Origin of the sequence: Pseudomonas sp. D2002, from assembly GCF_013385735.1 — a bacterium.
In the GTDB taxonomy this organism is placed as follows: Bacteria; Pseudomonadota; Gammaproteobacteria; order Pseudomonadales; family Pseudomonadaceae; genus Aquipseudomonas.
In genome coordinates, this window is sequence record NZ_JACAPL010000003.1 from 307,689 (window position 1) to 329,400 (window position 21,712).

At 59.2% G+C, this 21,712-nt stretch carries 26 protein-coding genes and 1 tRNA gene; 11 read left to right on the top strand and 16 right to left on the bottom strand.

Annotation, left to right across the window (positions count from 1 at the left end; all coding sequences use genetic code 11):
* Positions 1 to 11: 11 nt before the first annotated feature.
* The gene (locus HX783_RS04695; protein ID WP_177016126.1) at positions 12 to 1,331 is read right to left on the bottom strand and encodes an MFS transporter; all 1,320 of its coding nucleotides are present in this window, start codon (positions 1,329 to 1,331) and stop codon (positions 12 to 14) included.
* 157 nt (positions 1,332 to 1,488) lie between these two features.
* Between HX783_RS04695 and HX783_RS04700 the strand changes: the two genes are divergently transcribed.
* From HX783_RS04700 to HX783_RS04720, 5 genes are all read left to right on the top strand, one after another.
* The gene (locus tag HX783_RS04700) at positions 1,489 to 2,427 is read left to right on the top strand and encodes a LysR family transcriptional regulator (protein ID WP_177016127.1); all 939 of its coding nucleotides are present in this window, start codon (positions 1,489 to 1,491) and stop codon (positions 2,425 to 2,427) included.
* Between the two features lie 188 nt (positions 2,428 to 2,615).
* The gene (locus HX783_RS04705; protein WP_177016128.1) at positions 2,616 to 2,762 is read left to right on the top strand and encodes a hypothetical protein; all 147 of its coding nucleotides are present in this window, start codon (positions 2,616 to 2,618) and stop codon (positions 2,760 to 2,762) included.
* A gap of 6 nt (positions 2,763 to 2,768) precedes the next feature.
* Entirely contained in the window at positions 2,769 to 3,188 is a 420-nt protein-coding gene (locus tag HX783_RS04710; protein WP_177016129.1) for a type II toxin-antitoxin system YafO family toxin, read from the top strand.
* Positions 3,189 to 3,309: 121 nt separating this feature from the next.
* On the top strand, positions 3,310 to 4,131 hold the full coding sequence (locus HX783_RS04715) for an SDR family NAD(P)-dependent oxidoreductase (protein WP_177016130.1): 822 nt from the start codon (positions 3,310 to 3,312) through the stop codon (positions 4,129 to 4,131).
* A gap of 17 nt (positions 4,132 to 4,148) precedes the next feature.
* Positions 4,149 to 5,174 carry an AraC family transcriptional regulator gene (locus HX783_RS04720; RefSeq protein WP_177016131.1) on the top strand — a complete coding sequence of 342 codons (1,026 nt, stop codon included), beginning with the start codon at positions 4,149 to 4,151 and terminating at the stop codon, positions 5,172 to 5,174.
* A gap of 2 nt (positions 5,175 to 5,176) precedes the next feature.
* On the opposite strand, the gene HX783_RS04725 is transcribed toward HX783_RS04720, so the two are convergent.
* The 5 genes from HX783_RS04725 to HX783_RS04745 form a co-directional block, all read right to left on the bottom strand.
* Positions 5,177 to 5,944: an anti-sigma factor gene (locus HX783_RS04725; RefSeq protein ID WP_177016132.1), complete on the bottom strand. Its 768-nt coding sequence runs from the start codon at positions 5,942 to 5,944 to the stop codon at positions 5,177 to 5,179.
* Positions 5,941 to 6,438: an RNA polymerase sigma factor gene (locus HX783_RS04730; protein ID WP_177016643.1), complete on the bottom strand. Its 498-nt coding sequence runs from the start codon at positions 6,436 to 6,438 to the stop codon at positions 5,941 to 5,943. The genes HX783_RS04725 and HX783_RS04730 overlap by 4 nt, the downstream gene beginning before the upstream one ends.
* A 60-nt stretch (positions 6,439 to 6,498) precedes the next feature.
* Positions 6,499 to 7,050, bottom strand: coding sequence for a tetratricopeptide repeat protein (locus HX783_RS04735; RefSeq protein ID WP_177016133.1), 552 nt, complete (start codon positions 7,048 to 7,050; stop codon positions 6,499 to 6,501).
* 34 nt (positions 7,051 to 7,084) lie between these two features.
* A complete protein-coding gene (locus HX783_RS04740; RefSeq protein WP_177016134.1) occupies positions 7,085 to 7,642 on the bottom strand; it encodes a cytochrome b in 558 nt (185 codons plus the stop codon).
* A gap of 149 nt (positions 7,643 to 7,791) precedes the next feature.
* Positions 7,792 to 8,046: a hypothetical protein gene (locus HX783_RS04745; RefSeq protein WP_177016135.1), complete on the bottom strand. Its 255-nt coding sequence runs from the start codon at positions 8,044 to 8,046 to the stop codon at positions 7,792 to 7,794.
* A 282-nt stretch (positions 8,047 to 8,328) separates the two neighbouring features.
* On the opposite strand from HX783_RS04745, the gene HX783_RS04750 reads away from it, so the two are divergent.
* The 3 genes from HX783_RS04750 (at position 8,329) to HX783_RS04760 (ending at position 10,418) form a co-directional block, all read left to right on the top strand.
* Positions 8,329 to 9,555: an MFS transporter gene (locus HX783_RS04750; protein ID WP_177016136.1), complete on the top strand. Its 1,227-nt coding sequence runs from the start codon at positions 8,329 to 8,331 to the stop codon at positions 9,553 to 9,555.
* 343 nt (positions 9,556 to 9,898) lie between these two features.
* Entirely contained in the window at positions 9,899 to 10,138 is a 240-nt protein-coding gene (locus HX783_RS04755) for a type II toxin-antitoxin system RelB/DinJ family antitoxin (RefSeq protein WP_159954834.1), read from the top strand.
* Positions 10,128 to 10,418: a type II toxin-antitoxin system RelE/ParE family toxin gene (locus HX783_RS04760; RefSeq protein ID WP_177016137.1), complete on the top strand. Its 291-nt coding sequence runs from the start codon at positions 10,128 to 10,130 to the stop codon at positions 10,416 to 10,418. Before HX783_RS04755 ends, HX783_RS04760 begins: the two co-directional genes overlap by 11 nt.
* Positions 10,419 to 10,485: 67 nt before the next feature.
* On the opposite strand, the gene HX783_RS04765 is transcribed toward HX783_RS04760, so the two are convergent.
* The 5 genes from HX783_RS04765 to dapA form a co-directional block, all read right to left on the bottom strand.
* A tRNA-Ser gene (locus HX783_RS04765) sits at positions 10,486 to 10,575 on the bottom strand.
* Positions 10,576 to 10,658: 83 nt separating this feature from the next.
* Positions 10,659 to 11,372 carry a phosphoribosylaminoimidazolesuccinocarboxamide synthase gene (purC, locus tag HX783_RS04770; RefSeq protein WP_010212191.1) on the bottom strand — a complete coding sequence of 238 codons (714 nt, stop codon included), beginning with the start codon at positions 11,370 to 11,372 and terminating at the stop codon, positions 10,659 to 10,661.
* A gap of 27 nt (positions 11,373 to 11,399) precedes the next feature.
* Positions 11,400 to 12,158 (bottom strand): MBL fold metallo-hydrolase, encoded by a 759-nt coding sequence (locus HX783_RS04775; protein ID WP_159954832.1) that lies wholly within the window; start codon positions 12,156 to 12,158, stop codon positions 11,400 to 11,402.
* Between the two features lie 4 nt (positions 12,159 to 12,162).
* Positions 12,163 to 13,278: an outer membrane protein assembly factor BamC gene (gene bamC, locus HX783_RS04780; RefSeq protein ID WP_159954831.1), complete on the bottom strand. Its 1,116-nt coding sequence runs from the start codon at positions 13,276 to 13,278 to the stop codon at positions 12,163 to 12,165.
* A 17-nt stretch (positions 13,279 to 13,295) separates the two neighbouring features.
* Positions 13,296 to 14,174 carry a 4-hydroxy-tetrahydrodipicolinate synthase gene (gene dapA, locus HX783_RS04785; protein WP_159954830.1) on the bottom strand — a complete coding sequence of 293 codons (879 nt, stop codon included), beginning with the start codon at positions 14,172 to 14,174 and terminating at the stop codon, positions 13,296 to 13,298.
* Positions 14,175 to 14,447: 273 nt separating this feature from the next.
* Here dapA and HX783_RS04790 point away from each other — a divergent pair, with 273 nt between their 5' ends.
* On the top strand, positions 14,448 to 15,008 hold the full coding sequence (locus HX783_RS04790) for a glycine cleavage system protein R (protein WP_003172487.1): 561 nt from the start codon (positions 14,448 to 14,450) through the stop codon (positions 15,006 to 15,008).
* Positions 15,009 to 15,021: 13 nt separating this feature from the next.
* Complete coding sequence (locus HX783_RS04795; RefSeq protein ID WP_159954829.1) at positions 15,022 to 15,495, top strand: peroxiredoxin; 474 nt, start codon at positions 15,022 to 15,024, stop codon at positions 15,493 to 15,495.
* A 54-nt stretch (positions 15,496 to 15,549) separates the two neighbouring features.
* Here HX783_RS04795 and HX783_RS04800 read toward each other — a convergent pair whose 3' ends face one another.
* Together HX783_RS04800 and HX783_RS04805 are read right to left on the bottom strand one after the other, a co-directional pair.
* The gene (locus tag HX783_RS04800) at positions 15,550 to 16,620 is read right to left on the bottom strand and encodes an AI-2E family transporter (RefSeq protein WP_017137334.1); all 1,071 of its coding nucleotides are present in this window, start codon (positions 16,618 to 16,620) and stop codon (positions 15,550 to 15,552) included.
* Positions 16,621 to 16,651: 31 nt separating this feature from the next.
* Complete coding sequence (locus HX783_RS04805; RefSeq protein WP_159954827.1) at positions 16,652 to 16,891, bottom strand: sulfurtransferase TusA family protein; 240 nt, start codon at positions 16,889 to 16,891, stop codon at positions 16,652 to 16,654.
* A gap of 95 nt (positions 16,892 to 16,986) precedes the next feature.
* Here HX783_RS04805 and HX783_RS04810 point away from each other — a divergent pair, with 95 nt between their 5' ends.
* The gene (locus tag HX783_RS04810; RefSeq protein WP_177016138.1) at positions 16,987 to 18,420 is read left to right on the top strand and encodes a M48 family metalloprotease; all 1,434 of its coding nucleotides are present in this window, start codon (positions 16,987 to 16,989) and stop codon (positions 18,418 to 18,420) included.
* 56 nt (positions 18,421 to 18,476) lie between these two features.
* On the opposite strand, the gene HX783_RS04815 is transcribed toward HX783_RS04810, so the two are convergent.
* The 3 genes from HX783_RS04815 to HX783_RS04825 form a co-directional block, all read right to left on the bottom strand.
* Positions 18,477 to 19,913 carry a DegQ family serine endoprotease gene (locus HX783_RS04815; protein WP_159954825.1) on the bottom strand — a complete coding sequence of 479 codons (1,437 nt, stop codon included), beginning with the start codon at positions 19,911 to 19,913 and terminating at the stop codon, positions 18,477 to 18,479.
* A 234-nt stretch (positions 19,914 to 20,147) separates the two neighbouring features.
* Positions 20,148 to 21,107, bottom strand: coding sequence for a MucB/RseB C-terminal domain-containing protein (locus tag HX783_RS04820; RefSeq protein WP_159954824.1), 960 nt, complete (start codon positions 21,105 to 21,107; stop codon positions 20,148 to 20,150).
* 16 nt (positions 21,108 to 21,123) lie between these two features.
* Complete coding sequence (locus tag HX783_RS04825) at positions 21,124 to 21,711, bottom strand: sigma-E factor negative regulatory protein (protein ID WP_003172479.1); 588 nt, start codon at positions 21,709 to 21,711, stop codon at positions 21,124 to 21,126.
* Between the last annotated feature and the right edge of the window lies 1 nt (position 21,712).

Consider the following 21,712-nt stretch of genomic DNA (forward strand, 5'->3'; position numbering starts at 1 on the left):
CGCAGTCTCCATCAAACGCTATGGGCCATTTCAAGGCGGTGGGCCGTGGCGTGGCGGCGTGACAACGCCAGTACGCACACCAGCGAGGTCGCCGCGATCAGGCTGTAAAACACTGCCATCGGCCACCATTGGCCCTGGTATTCGTGGGCCAGCCAGGTGCCGATCAACGGCGTCAGGCCACCGGCCAGTGCACCGCACACCTGGTAGGCCAGGGAGATCGCGGTGTAGCGCACGCGGGTTTCAAACAGGCCGCTGACAAACCCGGCGATCACCGCATAAAACGAGGCCATGCACACCACCGCCAGCGCGATACCGAGGATGATCAACGGCGCCTGGCCGCTGCTGACCAACACGAACATCGGATAAGGCGAGGCCATCGCCAGTAGGGTCATGGCGCACAGAAAACGCGTGGCCCCGACTTTTTCGGCGACCCAGGCAGCCAGTGGCTGCACGCAGAATTGAATGATGGCGACGAAGAACAGGCACTCCAGAATCAGCGAGCGCGGCAGGCCCAGTTGCTGAGTGCTGTAGGCAATCATGAAGGTGTTGGTGAAATACACGCCAGCAATGCCCAGCGTGTTGGCGCCGATGCACAGCAACAGCGGGCGCCAGGCGGTTCTCAGCACTTCGATCACTGGCGCCTGGTCTTTCTTGATCGCCCGCGCCTTCTCGGCGATGGCTTTGTCTTCGAGGAACTCAGGTGATTCGTTGACGCCCAGGCGAATCGCCAAGCCGACGATCAACAACAAAGCGCTGGCCAGGAACGGCAGGCGCCAGCCCCAACTGAGCAGGTCCTCTTCCGGCAACCGCGTGACCGCGCTGAACGCCAGCAGCGAGAGGATCAAACCGGCCGGGCTACCCAATTGCGCAAACGACGCAAAGAAGTTGCGACGGCCCTTCGGCGCATGCTCGCCGGCCATCAACACCGCCCCGCCCCACTCGCCGCCAACGGCAATGCCTTGCACCACGCGCAGCAAGACCAACAGCACCGGCGCCGCAACGCCGATCTGCGCGTAAGTGGGCAACAGGCCGATGCACACGGTGACCACGCCCATCATCACCAAGGTGATCACGAGGGATTTCTTGCGGCCGATGCGGTCACCGATATGCCCGAACACGATGCCGCCCAGCGGTCGCGCGAAAAAGCCCACGGCGAAGGTGCCGAACGCGGCCATGGTGCTGAACAGCTTGTCGTCGGAAGGGAAAAACAGTTGGCCGAACACCAGCGCGGCAGCGGTGGCGTAGATGTAAAAGTCGTACCACTCGATCATGGTGCCGATAAAAGCGGCGGCCGCAGCACGGCGCGGCTGCGGCGAAGCGGAAGGCTTCATGGGGCGGGCTCCTTTGGTTATTTTTTTGGCAGGAGAAAGTCAAACGCATGCGCTCTGATGGCGCTTGTTAAGGGTGATTTATCGTCCCGGGGCTATGATTAGTCAATTTTCTATTTATTATTCCGATTATAAATCCTGCTTATTATCGAGCTGCGCCATGCCCGAATTCCGCCGCGATGTTCACCCACTGCTCAACGACCGATTGGACTGGAATCTGCTGCGTACTTTCCGTGTTATCGGCCAGGAACTGAGCATCAGCCGCGCTGCCGCGCGCCTGCACCTGACCCAACCGGCGATCAGCCAGGCGCTCAAGCGCCTGGAAGAACAGCTCGGCTGCCAACTCATCGCCCGCCGTGGCCCGCGCTTCGTGCTGACTGAAGCCGGCGAACAGATCTTCGCCATCGCCGGCGAGATGTACGGGCAGGTGTCGCAGATGAGCAACGCCCTGCAAAAACCCGGCGATGAAGTGCTCGGCAAAGTGCGCCTGCTGATGATCAGCCGTATCAACTCGGACACCTTCGACGACTTCCTCGCCGACTTCCACCGCGAGCACCCGCGGGTGGATCTGGAGGTTGAGGTGATGCGCGGCTCCGACATCGTCGCCGCCCTGCTGGAAAAAACCGCAACCCTGGGCCTGAGCCTGAATCGCCGGCCGCAACCACGCCTGGAACAGCACCTGTTCCTGCGCCAGCGTTATGCGTTCTTTTGCGGCAAACACCACGGGCTGTTCGGCCGCAGCGGCCTGGCCGAGGGCGATTTGCAGTCGGAAAACTTCGTCAGTTTCACCAGCGACCAGATTGGCGGGATGCTGTCGCCGCTGACGATCTTTCGTGACCAGCAAGGCTTCAGCGGGCGGATCGTGGCATCGTCATCGAGCCTGGAGGAAGTACGCCGGCTGGTGATTGCCGGCTACGGTTTGGGCTGCCTGCCGATTCACGTGGTGGCCGAGGATGTGAAGAATGGGCTGCTGTGGCGGCTACCGCCGGATGAAGGGATTGCCGATGTGGATATTCATCTTCTGTGGAATCGGGAGCAGAAGATGAGTCGGGCGGAAACGGTGTTTATCGAGCGGTTGTCTGGGCGGTTGGCAGAGTAAAAGCACGTGCTGATGCACTTAGAGATTCGTCTTACGTAGCTACCAGACGGCTCTTTCAGCGAAGCCCTTGAACCTGTATCGAGGCAACGCATAGAGTCCTGTGAACCCGTGCAATGAGGCGCGGTTTGATCAGTCATCACTATTCACATAAGCTGGACGCCATGAACACACATCCCTCGGAGGCTCCGATGGCCACCACCAAAAAAGTCGACAAACCACGCAAAAAGGTCGTCAGCGCAGAGCTGACTTTCCTCGATGTACGGCAAGCCGCGCGTGATGGCCAGAAAGTCTTCGACACCTATGTGATCAGCGGCAAGCTTCCAATCTCCAAGTAGGATTGAATGCCCGCGGTCAAAATCTCCCCAGTGTTCCAACAGATCAACCATTGGGAAAATTTCGCTGCGCACTTTTACAACTATAAAGTGTGCGGCGAACTTCCCTCCATCTTTGGCCGAGATGAGCGTCTCGACCTAAGCGATATGCATCATATCCACCTGGCTGGCACAGCTCGGACGCAAGCCCGGTGGGCCAAGATCAAACGCCAGTATTACCGCACGACCACCTTGAATGATCCAGACAACGACTTTTGGCTTGTTTACGCCTATGACGATTACTGTGACAGTTACCTGTTGCTCACGATCATGGGCCCGGATGCGCACAGTCGCGCCGAGTGGGGAGCGTTTCTACGGACAGTGCATAACGATCTGGTGACGCCGTGGATTTTGGGACGTATCAGCTTTGCGGATTTAGAAGATTTCTGACGAGCTAAATTGGCGCCTTTTGCAAGTCACTTGGCGCCTTCCCGCTAGTGCCTGAAAAACACCATTCGACCATCCTTCGTTCACTGGCTGTATCAGCCGTTGCACACGAAGAGGTGTTCACATGTCCAAGATCTGGTTTATCACCGGCAGTTCCCGTGGCCTTGGCCGCGCCATCACCGAGGCGGCCTTGCGCGCGGGTGATCGTGTGGTTGCCACTGCACGCAACCCTCGCCAATTGGATGCGCTGGTCGCCGAATACGGTGATGCGGTTTACCCACTGCAGTTGGATGTGACCAATAACCTGCAGGTCATAGAGGCGGTTGACGCGGCAGTGGCGCATTTTGGTCGCTTGGATGTGGTGGTCAACAATGCGGGTTATGGTGACCTGGCGTCGGTCGAGGATGTGACCCTGGAGGATTTTTCAGCGCAGATCGACACTAACTTTTACGGCGTGGTGCATGTGAGCAAGGCCGTGGTGCCGATCCTGCGCGCCCAGGGCAACGGGCATATCTTTCAGGTATCGTCGTTGGGCGGGCGTATTGGCATGGCCGGCCTGGCGGCGTACCAGAGTGCGAAATGGGCGGTCGGCGGGTTTTCAACCGTCCTGGCGCAGGAGGTAAACCCGCTGGGCGTTCAAGTGACCGTGTTGGAGCCCGGTGGCATGCGCACGGATTGGTCGGGCGCGTCGATGACGATCCCACCGATCAGCGAGCCCTACCAGCAAAGCGTCGGCGCGCTGGTTGAGCTGCTCAACGTTCCTGGCATTCTGCCGACTGGCCCGGAGCGCGTGGCCGAGATCGTGCTTGGGCTGGCCCTGAACAAAGACGCGCCGCTGCGCTTGCTGATCGGTAGCGATGCCGTGCAGTACGCAGCACGGGCGGCGGCAGACCTGGCAGCCTCCGACGAAAAATGGCATGACCTGAGTGTGTCGGCCTCGGATTAAACAAACAAAGGTGGCCCATGTCTGACGCACGCCAAAGCCGTTTCAATATCCCCGACGTTTTCTGGCAAGCCCTGAGGACGATTGGGCTGGAGCCCTCGGCGGTGTTGCGTCAGGCACGGCTGCCTGTGACGCTCAATCTTCATGAGCGTCGGGACCGCCGCCAAGTCAGTACCGAAGAATTCTTTCGTCTGTGGCAAGCCATTGGCGTACTCAACCCCGACCCAGCGGCCGGCCTGCTGATGGTCACCCAAATGGACAGCGCCACACTGCCCCCGCCCAGCTTTGCAGCGTTTATAGCCCGCGACTTTCGGGACGGCCTGCACCGGCTCGCCCGCTTCAAGCAACTGTGCACGCCCGAGCGCGTGCAGGTGAGCGAAGATGGCGCTAGCTGCACAGTCACCGTCGATTGGCTGCGTAGCCAGCAGCACCCGCCAACGTTATTGATCGACGCGGCATTTGCGACGTTTACTGAGTTGGGACGCCGCGGCTCCGGGGTGCATATCACGCCGCGCAGTGTTGAATTGGCCCGTCCACAAAGCGGCAATACTGCGCTGGCGGATTTTTTCGGCTGTGCCGTACGGTTCGGCGCGCAGCGTAACGCGCTGGTGTTCGACGCTGCCGATTTAGAACGGCCCTTTTCCAGTCACAACCCTGAGCTGCTGGAAATGCTGAGCCCGGCACTGACTGCGGCATTGGCCGAAGCAACTGCGCCGGCCTCGATCAGCCACCAGGTCAAAAGCACCCTCAAGCGCATTCTCGCCAGCGGTCGCCCGGAGATGGTCGAGGTGGCGCGCGAAATGGGCATGAGCGAGCGCACGTTGCAGCGGCGCATTACCGAAGAGGGCAGTAGTTTTCGCCAACTCATGCTGGAAACGCGCCAGGAAGTTGTGCGCCACCTGCTGACCGAGCCGACCATCGAAATCGAAGAGATTGCTTGCCTGCTGGGCTATGAAGACACCAACTCGTTTTATCGGGCCTTTCGCGCCTGGGAAGGCACCACGCCGGCGCGCTGGCGAGCGTTGCAAGCGCTGACAACCCACTGAGATCAGGCGGGCAGCCTGCGCTCGACGCTGCTGGCCATGACCTGCAATGCCTCGAAAGAATTTCGACCAATCAGCATGAAACCATGGGACGGGTTGGCCCAATACACCACGTTCATGCCTCGGCGCTGCTCGGTAGCGGCGGGCTGCGTGCCCCTTTTACTGGCGGTGATGCACAGCGCCAATGGGCCGTGGCGCGGGTCCAGGTAAGTCAGTTGGCCAATCAAGACGCCGTCATAGTCGAGAATTTGCGCGCGCCGGAACTCGGCACCGGGCAAGTTCACGACGTCAGGGGATAACGGCAGGCCCAGTTGCGCGCCCACTGAGCTAAGTTGGGCGGCATGAGAGGCTGGATCAGCATTAAGGTTTTCCAGGGTTTCAGGCGTGTACAGCGCCATGTACTCAGCCACCGAGGCACGCCAACCTTGGCCGGACTCTGCTCGTGGCCAGCTCATATACAGGCGGTCGGCGGCCACACCCGCCACAGCAAAACTCGCCGCCACAGCCAGGAAACGCCGTCGACTCATGGCTGGTGCTTGCGCAGGTGGCAGGGCTTTGAGCATCGCGTTCAAGCGTTCGGTGGGTGCTTCGTCCAACATCGCGTCAAATGCGGCCTTGAAGGGCAAATCAGCGCACTGCAATTCATCCAGGCGCGCGGCCATAGAGGGGGTTGCCTTTAGCTGATCGGCAATAAGCTGACGCTGTTCAGCATCCAGTTCGCCATCCAGATAAGCCACCAAGAGCTCATCGGACGGTGCGTTAGTCTGAATCATCGCCGTTCTCCACTGGATTTTTCCGGCTGGGCTTTTGCAGGTGCGGTCTCTGCAAGCTTCACACGAGCGGCCGCCAACCGGCTCATCACGGTCCCCACCGGGATATGCAGTAGCTCGGCAATTTCCTTGTAGGAAAGCCCTTCGACATACGCCAGAAACACCGTTTCCCGCTGCGCTTCGGGCAACCCATTAACGCGCTTGATCACTTGCGCAACCAATACCTGATCCTGCGCCTGGCGCTCGCCATCGAACGACAATGCCTGCTCCGCATCGACAAACCCTTGCCCCTGGCGCACCCGTTGCGAGCGCAGTTCGTTGAGCCAGATGGAATGCATGATCGACAGCAGCCAGCGATCCAACCGCGTGCCGGCTGTGAATTGCCCGGCACGCTCGAGTGCGCGTACGCAGGTGGCTTGCACCAGATCTTCAGCCACATGCTTGTGCCGCGACAACACCCACCCATATCGCCATAAACGCGGCAATAACAGGCCCAACTCGCGACGAAACTCAGCCTCTATGGTGATAGCCGCCCCCTGCTGGTTCACTCATCGGTTTCACGCCTGGGGCGCAGCGGCGATGGCTTCGGCCAGGTCTTCGTATTCTTCGCAGGTGGTGCTGCACAAGGCTTTGATTTTCACCAGTTGCTCTTGTGCCAGGTCGACGCGGCCCTTGATCACGTAGGCCTCACCCAGGTACTCGCGCACTTGGGCGTAGTTGGGGTCGAGCGCAACTGACTGCAGGTAGTAACCGATGCCTTCGTCGGTACGCCCCAGTTTGCGCGTGGCGTAACCACGGTAGTTGAGGGCCTTGGCGGTGTTCGGGTTTTGCAGGGTGTCGAGCAGGGCCAGCGCCTCGTCGTAGCGCCCATCTTTTGCCAGGCGGTAGGCGTAATCGGTGCGGTCGGCGTCGGAGGTGGCTTTGCTGGTTTGCAGCACGCATTTTCCGGTCTTGGTGTCCCACACCTGGCCTTTGGGGCAGTTCGGTTTGGGCGGTGCCGATTCATCCCCGGAGGCGTGGGCTTGGCCTGCGAGCAAAGCGGCGGCCAGGCACGCACCAAAGAACAACGCAGTGCGGTAAGTGATGGGGTGTTCGTGGCGATTCTTCATGGTTGTCATGCTCCGTAACGTCAGGGAGGAAACATCATTTTTGAAACGCATTGCGTGAACCCGCCAGCATGCTGCGCAACGTGCCGTCGCGCAGCACGTAGTGATGCCAGAGCGCAGCGCCAGCATGCAGGCCCGCCAGCAGAATGATCGCCCAGGCCACATTGTTATGCAGGCCACCCAAAGTGCCGCGCCATTCGTGGTCAATCACAAAGGGCGCGGGAATGGGGAACAGTCCGAAAAAATTGAAGGGTTCACCTTGAGCCCAGCGAAACAGGAACCCCAATACAATTTGCGACACCAGCAACAGGTAAAGGCAACCATGCGCCATTTTCGCCAGCAGGTTAAGCGCCGGGTGACTGTCGGCCTTCAGGCGATTGCCGCCAAACACACGCCACACAATCCGCAGGATGATCAGCAGTGCCATCGCGATACCGAGCGAGATATGCACCGATTGCAGGCCCTTGCGCAGCGGTGTGCCCTTTTCGAGGTTTTCCCAGATATGTGCACTGGCAAACATGAAGATCACCACGGCAGCGGTCAGCCAGTGGAAGGTGCGGGTCAGGCGGTCATAGCGATCGGAAGGTGTGTTCATGGGGCGTTCCCTGGGTGGTCTGTGGGGTGAACACCGCAGCGGGAGAAGTTATTCGGTGAGACGTTAAATTTTTTGCAAGTCGGCAAACGGAAAAGCCCCGTAGCGGGTTCAGCTACGGGGCCGTTCTATGTCATCGCGGCGTCAGGCGCTCAGTTTGCGCGTTCTTTATTGGCTTGGGAGAGCACCGAAGCAGCCAGGGATTTGGTCTGCTCACTGTATTTATCGCTTTGAAGCGCTTTGCCGGCCTTTTCCTCCATCTCGGCGCTGGTCTGCTTATCCGTTCTGCTCTGTGCCAACGCTGAGGCGGCAAGGCTTTTGGCGATCGCGCAGGCATTTGGATTATTCAGGGTTTCAGCGGCCAACGTAGCCATCGTGCCGGAAGTTTTTTTCGTGTTTTTGCTCATGATGCATGTCCTTTGCGGTGTGGGATTTCCTACCTGAAAATTCCTCGAAACCAAGATAGGCAGCCAGCGCGAGAGCCGCAACACGCTGCCTGTAGGCAACGTACGGAAAGGATGTACGAAAGACGAAATTATCCCATAGGGGCGTCGAATCGATTGCACTGATGGTTATTATCGAAACGGTCGCCTGTGTGATTGCCAGAACCGGTTCATATAATCGCCTCCACTTTCCCTGCCCTCGCCTCGCTTGATTTCAAGCGACATTCCCCTATGGAACCCAACACCATGCCAAGCGTCAGCCAGGTCCCCAGTGGCCGCCCTGAACATAATCAACAGAGCGTCAAACAGCAGTGGCTGGCGATTCTCTCCGTCGCCGTGGGTGCCTTCGCCCTGGTGACCAGCGAGTTTCTGCCGGTGGGCGTACTCAACGACGTTGCCAGCGACCTCGGCATCAGCGCCGGTCATGCCGGCCTGATGGTCACACTGCCCGGCATCATGGCCGCCCTCGCCGCCCCGCTGCTGTCTGTGAGCATTGGGGCGATGGACCGCCGCTACCTGCTGATCGGCTTGACGCTGATCATGATCATCGCCAACTCGGTGGTGGCCTACGCCAGCGATTTCAGCCTGCTGCTGTTCGGCCGTGTCCTGCTGGGCATCAGCATTGGCGGCTTCTGGGCGACAGCCATTGCGCTCAGCGGGCGCCTGGCCCCCAAGGGCGTCGGCGTAGCGAAGGCGACCTCGATCATCATGATGGGCGTAACCCTGGCCACCGTGCTCGGCGTGCCCGTAGGCACCTGGCTCAGTGGCCTGATGGGCTGGCGCATGACCTTCCTGGTCACCGCGCTCGTGGGCGTGCCGGTGTTGCTGGCGCAGGTATTCCTGCTGCCGCGGCTCACACCGGAAAAGGCCATTCAGATCCGTGACCTGCCGGCGTTGTTCATCAACCCACAAGCGCGGGTCGGCTTGATCGCCGTGTTGCTGATCGGCCTGGCGCACTTTGCGGCGTACACCTATGTCGCACCGTTCTTCAAAAACAGCTCTGGCTTCGACGGCCCGACGATTGGCTCACTGCTGTTGCTTTATGGTGTGGCCGGGGTGATGGGCAACGTCTTTGCCGGTTTCGCCGCCAACCGCAGCGTGCGCCACACCCTGCTGTTGGTCGCGCTGATGATCGGCACCAGCACCGCCCTGTTCCCCTACTTCGCCACCGAAATGACCGGCGCCGTGATGCTGATCGCACTCTGGGGCTTCGCCTTCGGCGCCTTCCCGGCCTGCGCGAGTATCTGGATGTTTGTCGTAGCGCCCAAGGATGTGGAGCGCGGCATGCCGCTGTTTGTCGCGTTGTTTCAGGTGATTATTGCCCTGGGCTCGTTCTTTGGCGGGCGGATTGTCGATCAGATGGGTAGCGCGGTGTTGTTGAGTTTGGCTACGGCGCTGGTGGGGGCTGGGTTTGTGACGGTGCTGGTGTTGGGGAGGAATGTGAGTAATAGCTTGGTGGTGCAGGCTGGTTGATCAGACAGCAATCACCCAAAAGCCCGCTGAGCATTGAGTTCAGCGGGCTTTTTTAGTTTCAGACACTGGACGTCATTTGCCTGGTCTATCCGATGGGAGACCAAGTTGTTGAAAACGCGCGGTAATGAGTGTCCACATAATGAAGCTTGTGTACCCAAGCCCCTGAGCTAGCCTCAAAAAGATCGCTGGTGTGCTGACACCGGATTCAGGAGCTTCTATGACAAATGGATATTGTGATGCGGTAACACGGGAGTATGCGAACGCCATACATCCCGGCGGGCTTGCCAATAGGCCCCTCTTGATTCAATGTAATGACCAATGTCATTACATGAGAGTCTATCCCATGGCGTCTATAAGTATCCGTATCGATGACGACCTGAAAGCGCGCGCCTATCTCGAATTGGAAAAGCTCGGCGTTACGCCTTCAGAACTGATGCGCCAGGCCCTGCAATACGTAGCGGATCGCGGCCAACTGCCGTTCAAGCCTGTTCTGATGACCGAGGAAGATGAAGCGTTGATGGCCATCGTTCGGGAACGATTGGCATCTCCTCAACGGGTAAAGGTTTCTATAGATGACCTATAGCCTTGATTTCGATGCGCGAGCATTGAAGGAGTGGCAAAAGCTCGGCGACACCCTTCGTCAGCAGCTCAAGAAGAAGCTAGTGGAAATTCTGAACAACCCACGTGTTGAAGCTAATCGCCTGCACAACCTGCCCGACTGCTACAAAATCAAGCTACGTAGCAGCGGTTACAGGCTGGTTTATCAAGTGATCGATCAGGAAATCACTGTGGTTGTGGTGGCCATCGGTAAGCGGGAACGCGAGCAGGCTTATCGTATAGCGGGCGAACGTTTGAGCGAGTAGAAGACCTGAAAGCCCGAAAACAAAAAAGCCCCGCAGCTTGTTCAGCTACGGGGCTTTTTCTATGTAATGGCGGAGAGATAGGGATTCGAACCCTAGGTACCGGTGAAGGTACAACGGATTTCGAATCCGTCCCATTCGGCCACTCTGGCATCTCTCCAACGGCGCGCATCATAACAGTGTGTTTCGCGGAAGCAAACCCCAAAAGCGATTTTTTTCCGTGCTATCAGATGCTTGCGTCGATTAAAGCGGTACGCCGAGACGATTGGCGACTTCTTCGTAGGCTTCGATGACGTCACCGAGGCCCTGGCGGAAGCGGTCTTTGTCCATCTTCTTCTTGGTGTCTTTGTCCCACAGGCGGCAGCCGTCCGGGCTGAATTCGTCGCCCAGGACGATGGAGCCGTCGTGGAACACGCCGAATTCCAGTTTGAAGTCGACCAGCAGCAGGCCGGCGTCGTCGAACAGCTTGCTCAGCACGTCGTTGACCTTGAGGGACAACTCCTTCATGCGTGCCAGTTGCTCAGCGGTGCCCCAGCCGAATGCCACGACGTGGGATTCGTTGATGAACGGGTCGCCCTTGGCGTCGTCCTTCAGGAACAGTTCAAACGTGTAAGGGTTGAGCTTGAGGCCCTCTTCCACGCCCAGGCGCTTGACCAGGCTGCCGGCGGCGTAGTTACGCACGACGCACTCAACCGGGATCATGTCGAGCTTCTTGACCAAGCACTCGTTGTCGCCCAGCAGTTTGTCGAATTGGGTCGGGATGCCGGCCGCTTCGAGTTTCTGCATGATGAAGGCGTTGAACTTGTTGTTCACCATGCCTTTGCGATCAAGTTGTTCGATGCGCTTGCCGTCGAACGCCGAGGTGTCGTTGCGAAACAGCAGGATCAGGCGGTTGGCGTCGTCGGTCTTGTATACCGACTTGGCTTTGCCGCGGTAGAGTTCTTCACGTTTTTCCATGATGGGCTCCGCTTGCTAAAGGGTGGGCTAGGCGATGTGTCGCCAATCTAGCCCTGAATCTTGATCGGCCAGTTGCAGCCAGTCCGGGTCGCACCCGAGGGTATCGACAAAACATTGCCGGGCCAGCTGCGGCAGGTTGTTCTTGCTGCTCAGGTGGGCCAGGACCAAGTGTTGCAAGTCTTGCCAGCCCAACTCATACACCAGGTACGCCGCCTGGTGGTTGTTCAAATGTCCGAGCTCGCCGCCCACCCGCTGCTTGAGAAAGTACGGGTAATGACCACGCGCCAGCAGGTCTCGACAGTGGTTGGACTCGATCATCAATGCATCGAGGTCGCGGTAACCGTCCAACACCCTGGAGCAGTAGGAACCCAGGTCGGTGAGCACGCCGAAACGCCGCTCACCGTCACTGAAAACGTACTGCGTAGGCTCCTGGGCGTCGTGCGCCACGGCAATCACATCGATGCTCAACGCACCAATCTGCAGCTGTTCGCCACCGGCCAGGAAACCTGCGGGTTCTATGGGTTTGCGCATCCCGCGCAATGTGCCGCGACTCAGGTACACCGGAAGATTGTAGCGCCGAGACAGCAAACCCACGCCATGCACGTGGTCGGCATGTTCGTGGGTCACTAGAATCGCGCTCAGCTGCGTGGGGTGAACCCCCAGGCGCAGCAGGCGCCGCTCGGTTTCTTTTAACGAGAAACCACAATCCACCAGCACGTACGTGTCGTCGTGGGCGACCAGCGTGCCGTTCCCTTGGCTACCGCTGCCGAGAACGGCAAAACGCATCGGATCAGCCCAGGTTGTCCTGAATCACGCCCAACACTTTGCGCGCTGTTTCAGCTGGCGCAACGGTGTTGATGTTTTTCTCGACGGTGACTTGTACGCTTTCGCCAACCTTGCTCAAACGAACCTGGTAACGCTCGGCACGGGTTTCGATCTCTTCCTTGGTCGGCTTGCTGCCGAACAATTTGCCGAAGAAACCTGGCTCGTCGTCTTTCTTCTCAGCCTTTTCAGCCACGTTGATGTAGTACAGGCCCAGGCTGCGGTTGATGTCTTCAACTCGCCAAGGGCCCTTCTCCAACGCGCGGCCAACACTGGCCCAGGCGCGGTCGAGGTCTTCACCCAGGTTCAGCACGACGTTGCCGCTTCCGTCTTCGGTGAGGCTGACGCGGTTAGGCGTGTCGTAATCACGCGCGGCGAGCAGGGAAACCGAACCGCCCTTCTCGGAGATACGGCTCATGCTGGCCAGCATCTCGTCGACCAACGCGGCGTCTACGCCCATGTTGACCGAACGCGGGGTGAAGTCGACGTTGGCGGTGCTGCCGGCAGGACGCTCGGCGCTGACTACATAGACTTCACTGGTGTTGCGCTGCACGCCTGGCTCGATGCGCACACGCACACGAGCTTCGTTATCGGCGGCTACACCACCGGCCTGTAGACGCTGAGCCATGTTGGCGGACAATTCGCTACCACGCTGCCATGCAGTGGTGAACTCACCGGTCTGCGGGCGTTGCTGGTCGATGCGGAAACCGTTGTCCTGAAAGAACTGCAGCGCCACTGGCCAGACTTCGGCAGGTGGACGCTGGGCGATGATCCAGCGGTTGTCGCCGCTCTTCTGCAGGCTGTAGTCGCTGGCGTCCGCCACTGCCGAGATCGGCTGCGGACGCGGCACCACGTACTCACCCTTGGTGGTGTCGTCGGCGACGTTGCGCGGGATAGGCAGCAACGGGTCAAGGCGCTTGGCGACATTGACGTCCGGCGGCAGTTGCATCGGTTTGGTTGCTTGTGCTTCCAGGTAATCGCTGCCGCGGTCACGGAAGTAACCATCCGGGCCCCAAATCCAACCGCAGCCACTGGTGCTGGAGATAATCAAGGCAAGTGCGGAAAGTCCGGCCAATCGCTTCATGCGTAGTGCTTCCTCAATTAAACCAGGACGCCGGACTGGCGCAGGGCCTGTCGCAGCGGTTCGTGACAGGCTTCGCTGAGCCGGGTGAGCGGCAGACGGATACCGTCCGGCATCAGGCCCATCTCAAACAGCGCCCATTTCACGGGAATAGGGTTGGATTCGATAAACAGTGTTTTGTTGAGCGGCATCAGCTTCTCGTGGATCGCGCGGGCAGTCACCGCATCGCCGGCGATGGCGGCGGCGCACAGCTCGCTCATGGCGCGCGGGGCGACGTTGGCGGTCACGGAGATGTTGCCTTTGCCACCCAGCAGGATCAGCTCGACCGCCGTTGCGTCGTCACCGGAATACACCAGGAAGTCGCTGCTCACGCCGGCCAGGATGTCCTTGGCGCGCTGCAGGTCGCCAGTGGCTTCCTTGATGCCGATGATGTTCGGCACGGTGGACAGGCGGATCACGGTCTCGGCCTTCATGTCGCAGGCAGTACGGCCGGGCACGTTGTAGAGGATCTGCGGGATATCGACGGCTTCGGCAATGGTGCGAAAGTGCTGGAACAGGCCTTCCTGGGTCGGCTTGTTGTAGTACGGGGTCACCAGCAGGCAGGCATCGGCGCCGGCTTTCTTGGCGTTTTTGGTCAACTCGATCGCTTCACGCGTCGAGTTGGCGCCCGTACCGGCGATCACGGCAATACGACCTGCGACGCGCTTGACGACGAATTCGATCACCTGGATGTGTTCTTCCACATCAAGTGTGGCCGACTCACCCGTGGTGCCGACCGCCACAATGGCGTTGGTGCCCTCTTGCAGGTGGAAGTCCACCAGTTTGCCCAGGCTATCCCAGTCGAGATGACCTTGTGCATCCATGGGTGTGACCAGTGCCACCATACTGCCCGCAATCATGCAACCGCTCCTGCCGGAAAAAGAGAGCCGTAATGGTACTGGCGCCAAGATGCTTGTACAAGCGAAGTACCGCCTGAGGATGCGTTCTGAGCCAACTAAACGACGGGCAATGCCATCATTGGGCCAAAGCGTGCCTTGAAGCACGCTGAAATCAGACCGATCACGCAATGAAAACGCCACCTCCTATCCCTTGGCGACGGTTTTCGCTACCCTTCATCCTTTGATCGATACAGCCCTCACCGTATCGACCGCTCATCGTTTTAGGAAGGCTGCATGTCCACCCCCACAGTTCGCGAACAATTCCTTGTTATCAGTGCCCTCGGCGCCAACCCCATGGAGCTGACTAACGTCCTGTGCCGCGCCAGCCATGAAAACCGCTGCGCCGTCGTGACCTCCCGCCTCACTCGCCACGGCGAATGCAGCGCGCTGGTGCTGCAGATTTCCGGCACCTGGGACGCCTTGGCGCGCCTGGAGACGGGCCTGCCAGGCCTGGCCAAAAAGCACGATTTCACCGTCAACGTGGTGCGCAGCGCCGCGCTGGAGAACCGCCCACAGGCGCTGCCGTATGTGGCGTATGTCAGCTCGGCCTACCGCTCGGATATCGTCAATGAGCTGTGCCAGTTCTTTATCGACCACAACGTCGAGCTGGAAAACCTGACCTGCGACACCTACCAGGCGCCACAAACCGGCGGCACCATGCTCAACGCCACGTTCACCGTGACCTTGCCGGCCGGCGTACAGATCAGTTGGCTGCGTGACCAGTTCCTGGATTTCGCCGATGCCCTGAACCTCGACGCACTGATCGAGCCATGGCGCCCACAGAACCCAATGTAAGAAGGAAGCACTCATGCCGGTAGCCATCGACAAACCCGTAGCCGATTTCGAAGCCCAGGCCACCAGCGGCCAGACCTTCAGCCTCGCTGCCCTCAAGGGCAAGCAAGTGGTGATCTACTTCTACCCCAAGGACAGCACCCCGGGCTGCACCACTGAAGGCCAGGGTTTTCGTGACCAATACGCAGCGTTCAAGGCCGCCGACACCGAAGTGTTTGGCGTGTCCCGCGACAGCGTGAAGTCCCACGAAAACTTCAAGGGCAAGCAGGAATTCCCCTTCGAGCTGATCAGCGACAAGGACGAAGCCGTTTGCCAGCTGTTTGATGTGATCAAGCTGAAGAAGCTGTATGGCAAGGAATACCTGGGCGTGGATCGCAGCACCTTTTTGATCGACAAAAAGGGTGTGCTGCGCCAGGAATGGCGTGGTGTGAAAGTGCCGGGCCATGTGGATGCCGTGTTGGCAGCGGCGCAGGCGTTGAACAAGGCCTGATTTGCCCTGGAGCGAGCTTGTGTGGCGAGCGAGCTTGCTCGCTCGCCACAGGTGTTACAACAAAGGCGCCACCACCGGCTCTTGTCGCGGCCACGCATCCAGCACTGCCTTGAACAGCGTCGCCAGTGGGATTGCAAAGAACACACCCCAAAACCCCCATAGCCCACCAAACAACAACACCGCACAGATGATCGCTACCGGGTGCAGATTGACCGCCTCCGAGAACAGCAGCGGCACCAGCACGTTGCCGTCCAGGGTCTGGATAATGCCGTAAACCGCCATCAGGTAGATGAACTGATCACTCCAGCCCCACTGGAACAACGCGATCAACATCACCGGCACCGTCACCACTACCGCACCGACATACGGCACCACCACCGACACACCCACCAGCAACGCCAGCAGCGCTGCGTAGTTCAGCCCGAGCGCAACGAACGCGATGTAGGTAACGCCGCCGCAGATAACAATCTCAATGACCTTGCCACGGATGTAATTGGCGATCTGCCGGTTCATTTCCTCAGCCACACGGGTGATCAGTGCCCGCTCGCGTGGCAGGTAACCGCTGACCCAGCGGCCAATCATTGCGCGGTCTTTGAGGAAGAAGAACACCAGGATCGGCACCAGTACCAGGTAGATCATGATGTTGACCAGCAGTGGCAAACTGGACAGGGAAAAAGTCAGCGCCCATTGCCCGAACTTTCCGATCTCACCGCGCGCCACTTCGATGGCCTGTAATACCTGCTCGTCCGACACCAGGTGCGGATAGCGTTCCGGCAGCAACAGCAACAGCGATTGCCACTTGGCGAGCATGCCCGGCAGCTCGTTAAACAGGGTGATCAACTGATGCCACAACAACGGCAACACCACCACGATGAACACCACCAACAGGCCCATGAACAGGGCAAACACCAGCCCCACCGCCACCCCGCCCGGCAAGCGCAACCGCTCCAGCGTGGTGACCAAGCCCTGCATCAGGTACGCCAACACCATCCCCGCCAACACGGGTGCCAACATGCCGCCCAAGGTGAGCACGGCGGTAAAGGCCAGGAACAGCAGGACCGCCAGCACCACAGCTTCTTCATCGGAGAAGTAGCGCTGAATCCAGTCTCGTAACACTTTGAACATCAATCAACCTCAGGTGGTGGGGGCAAACGGTTCAGGCCTTGCGCAACCAGTAACGGTACACACCGGCAGCGTCTTCTTCGTGTAACAGGGTATGCCCGGCCAACTTGGCGAATGTGCGGAAATCGCGCTGCGAGCCTGCGTCCGTGGCGATCACCTTGAGCACGCAACCGCTGGCTAACCGGTTGAGTTCCAGCTTGGCCTTGAGCAGCGGCAATGGGCAATTGAGGCCGCTGGCGTCGAGTTCGGCATCAAAGGCTACAGCGTCGGTCATGGTTTTACTCCGGGCAAGCGTTTTGGGTGCTTAGAATATCTGGTCCGAAGCTCAGTGTCCGGCTACAGTAAGCTCTTTGTCGAAAGGCTTTGTGCATGACTTTTTTGCGCCCTACCCTGCTGACGCTGGCTTGCCTGCTGGCCTCTCCGGCCTTCGCTGACGACCTGCCGTCACTCGGCGACGCCAGTTCTGCCATTGTCTCGCCACAACAGGAATACCAACTCGGCCGCGCGTGGCTGGCCTACCTGCGCGGCCAGGTCTCGCAGCTCAATGACCCACAGCTTAAGGATTACGTCGAAACCAGCGTGTACAAACTGGTGGAGACCAGCCAGGTCAATGACCGGCGCCTGGAGTTCATCCTGATCAACAGCCCGCAGCTCAACGCCTTTGCCGCCCCTGGCGGGATTGTCGGGGTTAACGGCGGCCTGTTTCTCAATGCCCAGACCGAAGGCGAATACGCCTCGGTGCTCGCCCACGAATTGGCGCACTTGTCCCAGCGCCACTTTGCCCGGGGCGTGGAAGCGCAGTCGCGCATGCAAATCCCGATGATGGCCGCTTTGCTCGGCGGCATTATCGCGGCGGCGGCTGGTGCGGGTGATGCCGGTATCGCCGCAATTGCGGGCAGCCAGGCAGCAGCGATCCAGGAACAACGTCGCTTCTCCCGCCAGAACGAACAGGAGGCTGACCGTATCGGCATCCTCAACCTGGAAAAGGCCGGGTACGACCCGCGCTCCATGCCGACCATGTTCGAGCGCCTGATGCGCCAATACCGTTTCGACGCCAAGCCGCCGGAATTTTTGCTGACTCACCCGGTTACCGAATCACGGATCGCCGATACGCGTAACCGCGCCGAGCAAGCCAAACCGGGTGGCAAGGAAGACAGCCTGCGCTATCAACTGATTCGGGCGCGGGTACAGTTGCAATACGAAGACACGCCGGGCCTCGCCGCAAAACGTTTCCAGGCGCAGCTGGACGAGAACCCGAAAAACGATGTGGCGCGCTATGGTTTGGCCATCGCCCAGATCAAGGGCACGCAACTCAAGGAAGCACGGGAAAGCCTGGCGCCCCTGCTGGCTAAAGCACCCAACGACATCACTTACAACTTGGCGCAGATCGAACTGGACATCACCAGCAACCGCTTGCCGGATGCCCAGCAACGTACCGACCGAATGCTTACCCAATACCCCGGCAACTATCCGCTGAATCAGGTGCGGGTGGACTTGCTGCTCAAGCAGAACCGCACCGCCGATGCGGAAAAGGCCCTGGATGCGCTGCTCAAATCCCGCCCAGATGACCCCGACGTCTGGTATCAGGTCGCCGAAACGCGCGGGCTGTCCGGCAATATCATCGGCTTGCATCAAGCCCGCGCCGAGTACTTTGCATTGGTGGGCGACTTCCAGCAGGCCATTCAGCAACTGGATTTTGCCAAGCGCCGTGCGGGCAACAACTTCCCACTGTCCTCACGTATCGACGCGCGCCAACGTGAGTTGATCGAACAGGAACGGCTGGTAAAAGGGATGATGAGCTAAACCTATCGCCCACAAAAAAGCCCCGCTTTCGCGGGGCTTTTTATTGTTCCAGCAGATTACTCGGCCAGCTTGAAGGTGATGAAGCTCGCACGCCCTTGACGCAACACGCGCATCGAAACCGAACGGTTCTTCGGCAGCGCCTTGGCGATGTCGGTGAACTGCTTGGTGGTGTCGATGGCCTGATTGTTCAGGTGAGTGATCACGTCACCTGGCTGCAGGCCAATCAGAGAGGCAGGGCCGTCCTGCACTTCCTTGATCACCACGCCGCTTTTAAGGTCGAAGCTCTTCTTCTGCTCATCAGTCAGCTCGGCCACTGCGATGCCCAGGCGGTTGCTGCTGCGCTCGGCACCCGGCTTGGCGTTACCCAGGGCATCCAGGGTGGCGCCCTCTTCCGGGATCGCACCCACGGTCAGCTCAACGGTCTGGCGCTTGCCTTCACGAATCACTTCCAGCTTGGCTTTGCTGCCTGCCTTGAGTGCGCCGACCAGGTGTGGCAGGTCCGCCGACATGATGATTGGCTGGCCATTCATGCTCAGGATCACGTCACCGACTTGCAGGCCACCTTTGGCAGCCGGGCCGTCGTCCTGGATCTGCGCGACCAGAGCACCGGCCGGTTTATCGAGGCCGAAGGACTCAGCCAGGTCCTTGTTCACTTCCTGGATCACTACACCCAACCAGCCACGGCTGACCTTGCCACCGCTTTTGAGCTGGTTGGAAACGTCCATGGCCACGTCGATCGGGATGGCGAAGGAAACGCCCATGAAGCCACCGGAACGGGTATAGATCTGCGAGTTGATACCGACCACTTCGCCCGCCAGGTTGAACAACGGACCACCGGAGTTACCCGGGTTAATCGGCACGTCGGTCTGGATGAACGGTACGTAGTTTTCGTTTGGCAGGCTGCGGCCGATGGCGCTGACGATGCCTTGGGTGACGGTATGGTCGAAACCGAACGGTGAACCGATCGCGACGACCCACTGCCCGGCTTTAAGGTCCTGGGATTTACCCAGTTTCAAAACCGGCAGATCTTTGCCTTCGATTTTCAGCAAGGCCACATCGGAACGTGGGTCGGTGCCGACGAGCTTGGCTTTCAGTTCACTGCGGTCAGCCAGGCGCACGAGGATCTCGTCAGCGTCGGCAATGACGTGGTTGTTGGTGAGGATGTAGCCATCGGGAGAAATGATGAAGCCCGAGCCCAGGGACTGCGCTTCACGCTGCCCACCGCCACCACGCGGGGAACGCTGTTGCGGCATGCCACGCTCGAAGAACTCGCGCAACATCGGCGGCAAGCCTTCCAGGTCCGGCATCTGCTGGTTCGAGACTTTGCGATCCGGCAGTTTCTGCGTGGTACTGATGTTCACCACGGCAGGCGAGGCCTGCTCCACCAGTTGGGTGAAGTCAGGCAGCTCGGCCGCTTGCGCGGACACGGCCTGACCCAGCACCAATACCGTGGCGACTATGGATAGGTAAGACTTCAAACGTGGTATCGACATACAGCTCCCGTTACGACGAGCAGGGTTGAGCGACAGGGTTCAAGAAACGCCGAAAACTGCGACCGACATCTTTGTTCCGCGAACAAAACAAGGCCAGAGCCGACAAGCCCTGACCTATAAAAAACATGGGGATTTTTTGCAAGTGAAAATAATGATCCAGAGATTTCATGCTCTCAGCACCCAACCCGGCATAGGCGCAGATTGAAAGGTCAGGATGAACATAGGATTAACAACTCACGGCTTGGCGGCTGTCTTTTCGCCGCGTACGGAGAGCGCAATGCGCTCGGCGGTGCCGATGGGAATTTCGCCGACCACCGTCACCATAACTTCGCCATCGACGGTGTTCAAACGGCGCGAAACGGCGACGGTTGGGCCCAGCTGTGTGCGGGTTTCACTTACGCTCGCGCCGTCGGTTGACTCAAGGAACACCGAGAAACGTGCAAGGCCATCGTCATACATCAAGCTGTCGACGGTGGACTTGGTCTGGGTGTCTTTACGCGCAATGCTACTGGTGAGTTGGAAACCAGGAGGCAACCAATCCAGGTGCCACGCATGGGTGGCGGGTACTTCTGGCGCTTTACTCTGCGAAACGGCGACAGGCGTGCATTCGCTGCTGGGCTGCAAGTCGCGATCGGAGGGCGCTGGCGAAGTGGTCAGTCGAGTGAACTGAAAACGCTCCAGCAACTGGCCTTGGTCGTTGAGCAACAAGGATTTCAGCGGCAGCGCGGTTTCACGATCTACGTGCAACTCAAAGCCGTATCGATATTGATCGCGCGGCGTGATCGACACAATCACCGCATTACGACCGGCCACGCGCGATTTGCCAATGACGGCCAACTCGTAGAATTGAGTGAGTTTTTGCGGATCAAGTGCGCGCGACGGCGCATCAGGGGAATTACCCAGGCCAGCGACCAAAGTGCCACTGACGCATTGCGTCCGGCCATTTACGCGCACAACCTCTTGCGCCGAGCCATCGAGCTGCAAAAGCCGCTCTCGGACTTGACCGTCCTGGACACGATGCCAGATGTCATGGGTAGAAAAACTGCCGTTACGTTCGTAGACGAACGTACCTTGAAAGCTTTGCTGCTGCTCTGCACGCCCAAGTCGAGTAAGCCAGTCTTGGGCTTCGTCGGCATGGGCGGATAGTGCAAAACAACCACTGAGCAAAAGCGTAAGGAGCGGTATGGCGCGCATAGGGCTCCTTAACGGTTTAGCGGTTTTCCAGACTTGCTGCACGAGCGTATGGCAGCGCGCTTTCAGTGCCTTTCAAAGCCGATTCCTGTGCGTGTTGGCGCAGGTAGCCTGGAAGACGCTGATCCTGCCAGCCGGATTGCCCTTGAAGTACACCATTAGCCATAGGGCCGGTAGTGTCAGAGCTTTCCTTGTAGCCGGCCAGTACAGCAGGGCCTTTGACTTGCGGACCGGCCATTACCGGTTGCTGAGTCTGTTGGGCCAGTTCGGCACCGGCGATTTCGTCCTGGTTATACAGGCGAACACCGGCCAACACAGCAACGGTCACCGAGGCAGCCACTGCCAAACGACCCAGGCTACGCCATGGACCGCGAGCAGCTTTTGCCGGAACGGCTTCATCAGCCAGCGCAGCAGAAACGGCCGCAGCAATATCCAGACGAGGGATTAGAAGATCCTTGTGCATCACCGCCCGAGCGACTTGGTAACGAGACCAGGTATCACGGGTTTCGGCATCATCAAATGCGTTAAGCACTCGACGAAGTTCCAGTTCATCCGCTTCGTTATCCATCACTGCGGACAGCGATTCCTGCAGGGCATCACGACTCATG

Coding starts and splice junctions, on each gene's coding strand:
- HX783_RS04695 (WP_177016126.1), bottom strand. CDS start 1,331: ATGAAGCCTTCCGCTTCGCCGCAGCCGCGCCGTGCTGCGGCCGCCGCT.
- HX783_RS04700 (WP_177016127.1), top strand. CDS start 1,489: ATGCCCGAATTCCGCCGCGATGTTCACCCACTGCTCAACGACCGATTG.
- HX783_RS04705 (WP_177016128.1), top strand. CDS start 2,616: ATGGCCACCACCAAAAAAGTCGACAAACCACGCAAAAAGGTCGTCAGC.
- HX783_RS04710 (WP_177016129.1), top strand. CDS start 2,769: ATGCCCGCGGTCAAAATCTCCCCAGTGTTCCAACAGATCAACCATTGG.
- HX783_RS04715 (WP_177016130.1), top strand. CDS start 3,310: ATGTCCAAGATCTGGTTTATCACCGGCAGTTCCCGTGGCCTTGGCCGC.
- HX783_RS04720 (WP_177016131.1), top strand. CDS start 4,149: ATGTCTGACGCACGCCAAAGCCGTTTCAATATCCCCGACGTTTTCTGG.
- HX783_RS04725 (WP_177016132.1), bottom strand. CDS start 5,944: ATGATTCAGACTAACGCACCGTCCGATGAGCTCTTGGTGGCTTATCTG.
- HX783_RS04735 (WP_177016133.1), bottom strand. CDS start 7,050: ATGAAGAATCGCCACGAACACCCCATCACTTACCGCACTGCGTTGTTC.
- HX783_RS04740 (WP_177016134.1), bottom strand. CDS start 7,642: ATGAACACACCTTCCGATCGCTATGACCGCCTGACCCGCACCTTCCAC.
- HX783_RS04745 (WP_177016135.1), bottom strand. CDS start 8,046: ATGAGCAAAAACACGAAAAAAACTTCCGGCACGATGGCTACGTTGGCC.
- HX783_RS04750 (WP_177016136.1), top strand. CDS start 8,329: ATGCCAAGCGTCAGCCAGGTCCCCAGTGGCCGCCCTGAACATAATCAA.
- HX783_RS04755 (WP_159954834.1), top strand. CDS start 9,899: ATGGCGTCTATAAGTATCCGTATCGATGACGACCTGAAAGCGCGCGCC.
- HX783_RS04760 (WP_177016137.1), top strand. CDS start 10,128: ATGACCTATAGCCTTGATTTCGATGCGCGAGCATTGAAGGAGTGGCAA.
- purC (WP_010212191.1), bottom strand. CDS start 11,372: ATGGAAAAACGTGAAGAACTCTACCGCGGCAAAGCCAAGTCGGTATAC.
- HX783_RS04775 (WP_159954832.1), bottom strand. CDS start 12,158: ATGCGTTTTGCCGTTCTCGGCAGCGGTAGCCAAGGGAACGGCACGCTG.
- bamC (WP_159954831.1), bottom strand. CDS start 13,278: ATGAAGCGATTGGCCGGACTTTCCGCACTTGCCTTGATTATCTCCAGC.
- dapA (WP_159954830.1), bottom strand. CDS start 14,174: ATGATTGCGGGCAGTATGGTGGCACTGGTCACACCCATGGATGCACAA.
- HX783_RS04790 (WP_003172487.1), top strand. CDS start 14,448: ATGTCCACCCCCACAGTTCGCGAACAATTCCTTGTTATCAGTGCCCTC.
- HX783_RS04795 (WP_159954829.1), top strand. CDS start 15,022: ATGCCGGTAGCCATCGACAAACCCGTAGCCGATTTCGAAGCCCAGGCC.
- HX783_RS04800 (WP_017137334.1), bottom strand. CDS start 16,620: ATGTTCAAAGTGTTACGAGACTGGATTCAGCGCTACTTCTCCGATGAA.
- HX783_RS04805 (WP_159954827.1), bottom strand. CDS start 16,891: ATGACCGACGCTGTAGCCTTTGATGCCGAACTCGACGCCAGCGGCCTC.
- HX783_RS04810 (WP_177016138.1), top strand. CDS start 16,987: ATGACTTTTTTGCGCCCTACCCTGCTGACGCTGGCTTGCCTGCTGGCC.
- HX783_RS04815 (WP_159954825.1), bottom strand. CDS start 19,913: ATGTCGATACCACGTTTGAAGTCTTACCTATCCATAGTCGCCACGGTA.
- HX783_RS04820 (WP_159954824.1), bottom strand. CDS start 21,107: ATGCGCGCCATACCGCTCCTTACGCTTTTGCTCAGTGGTTGTTTTGCA.
- HX783_RS04825 (WP_003172479.1), bottom strand. CDS start 21,711: ATGAGTCGTGATGCCCTGCAGGAATCGCTGTCCGCAGTGATGGATAAC.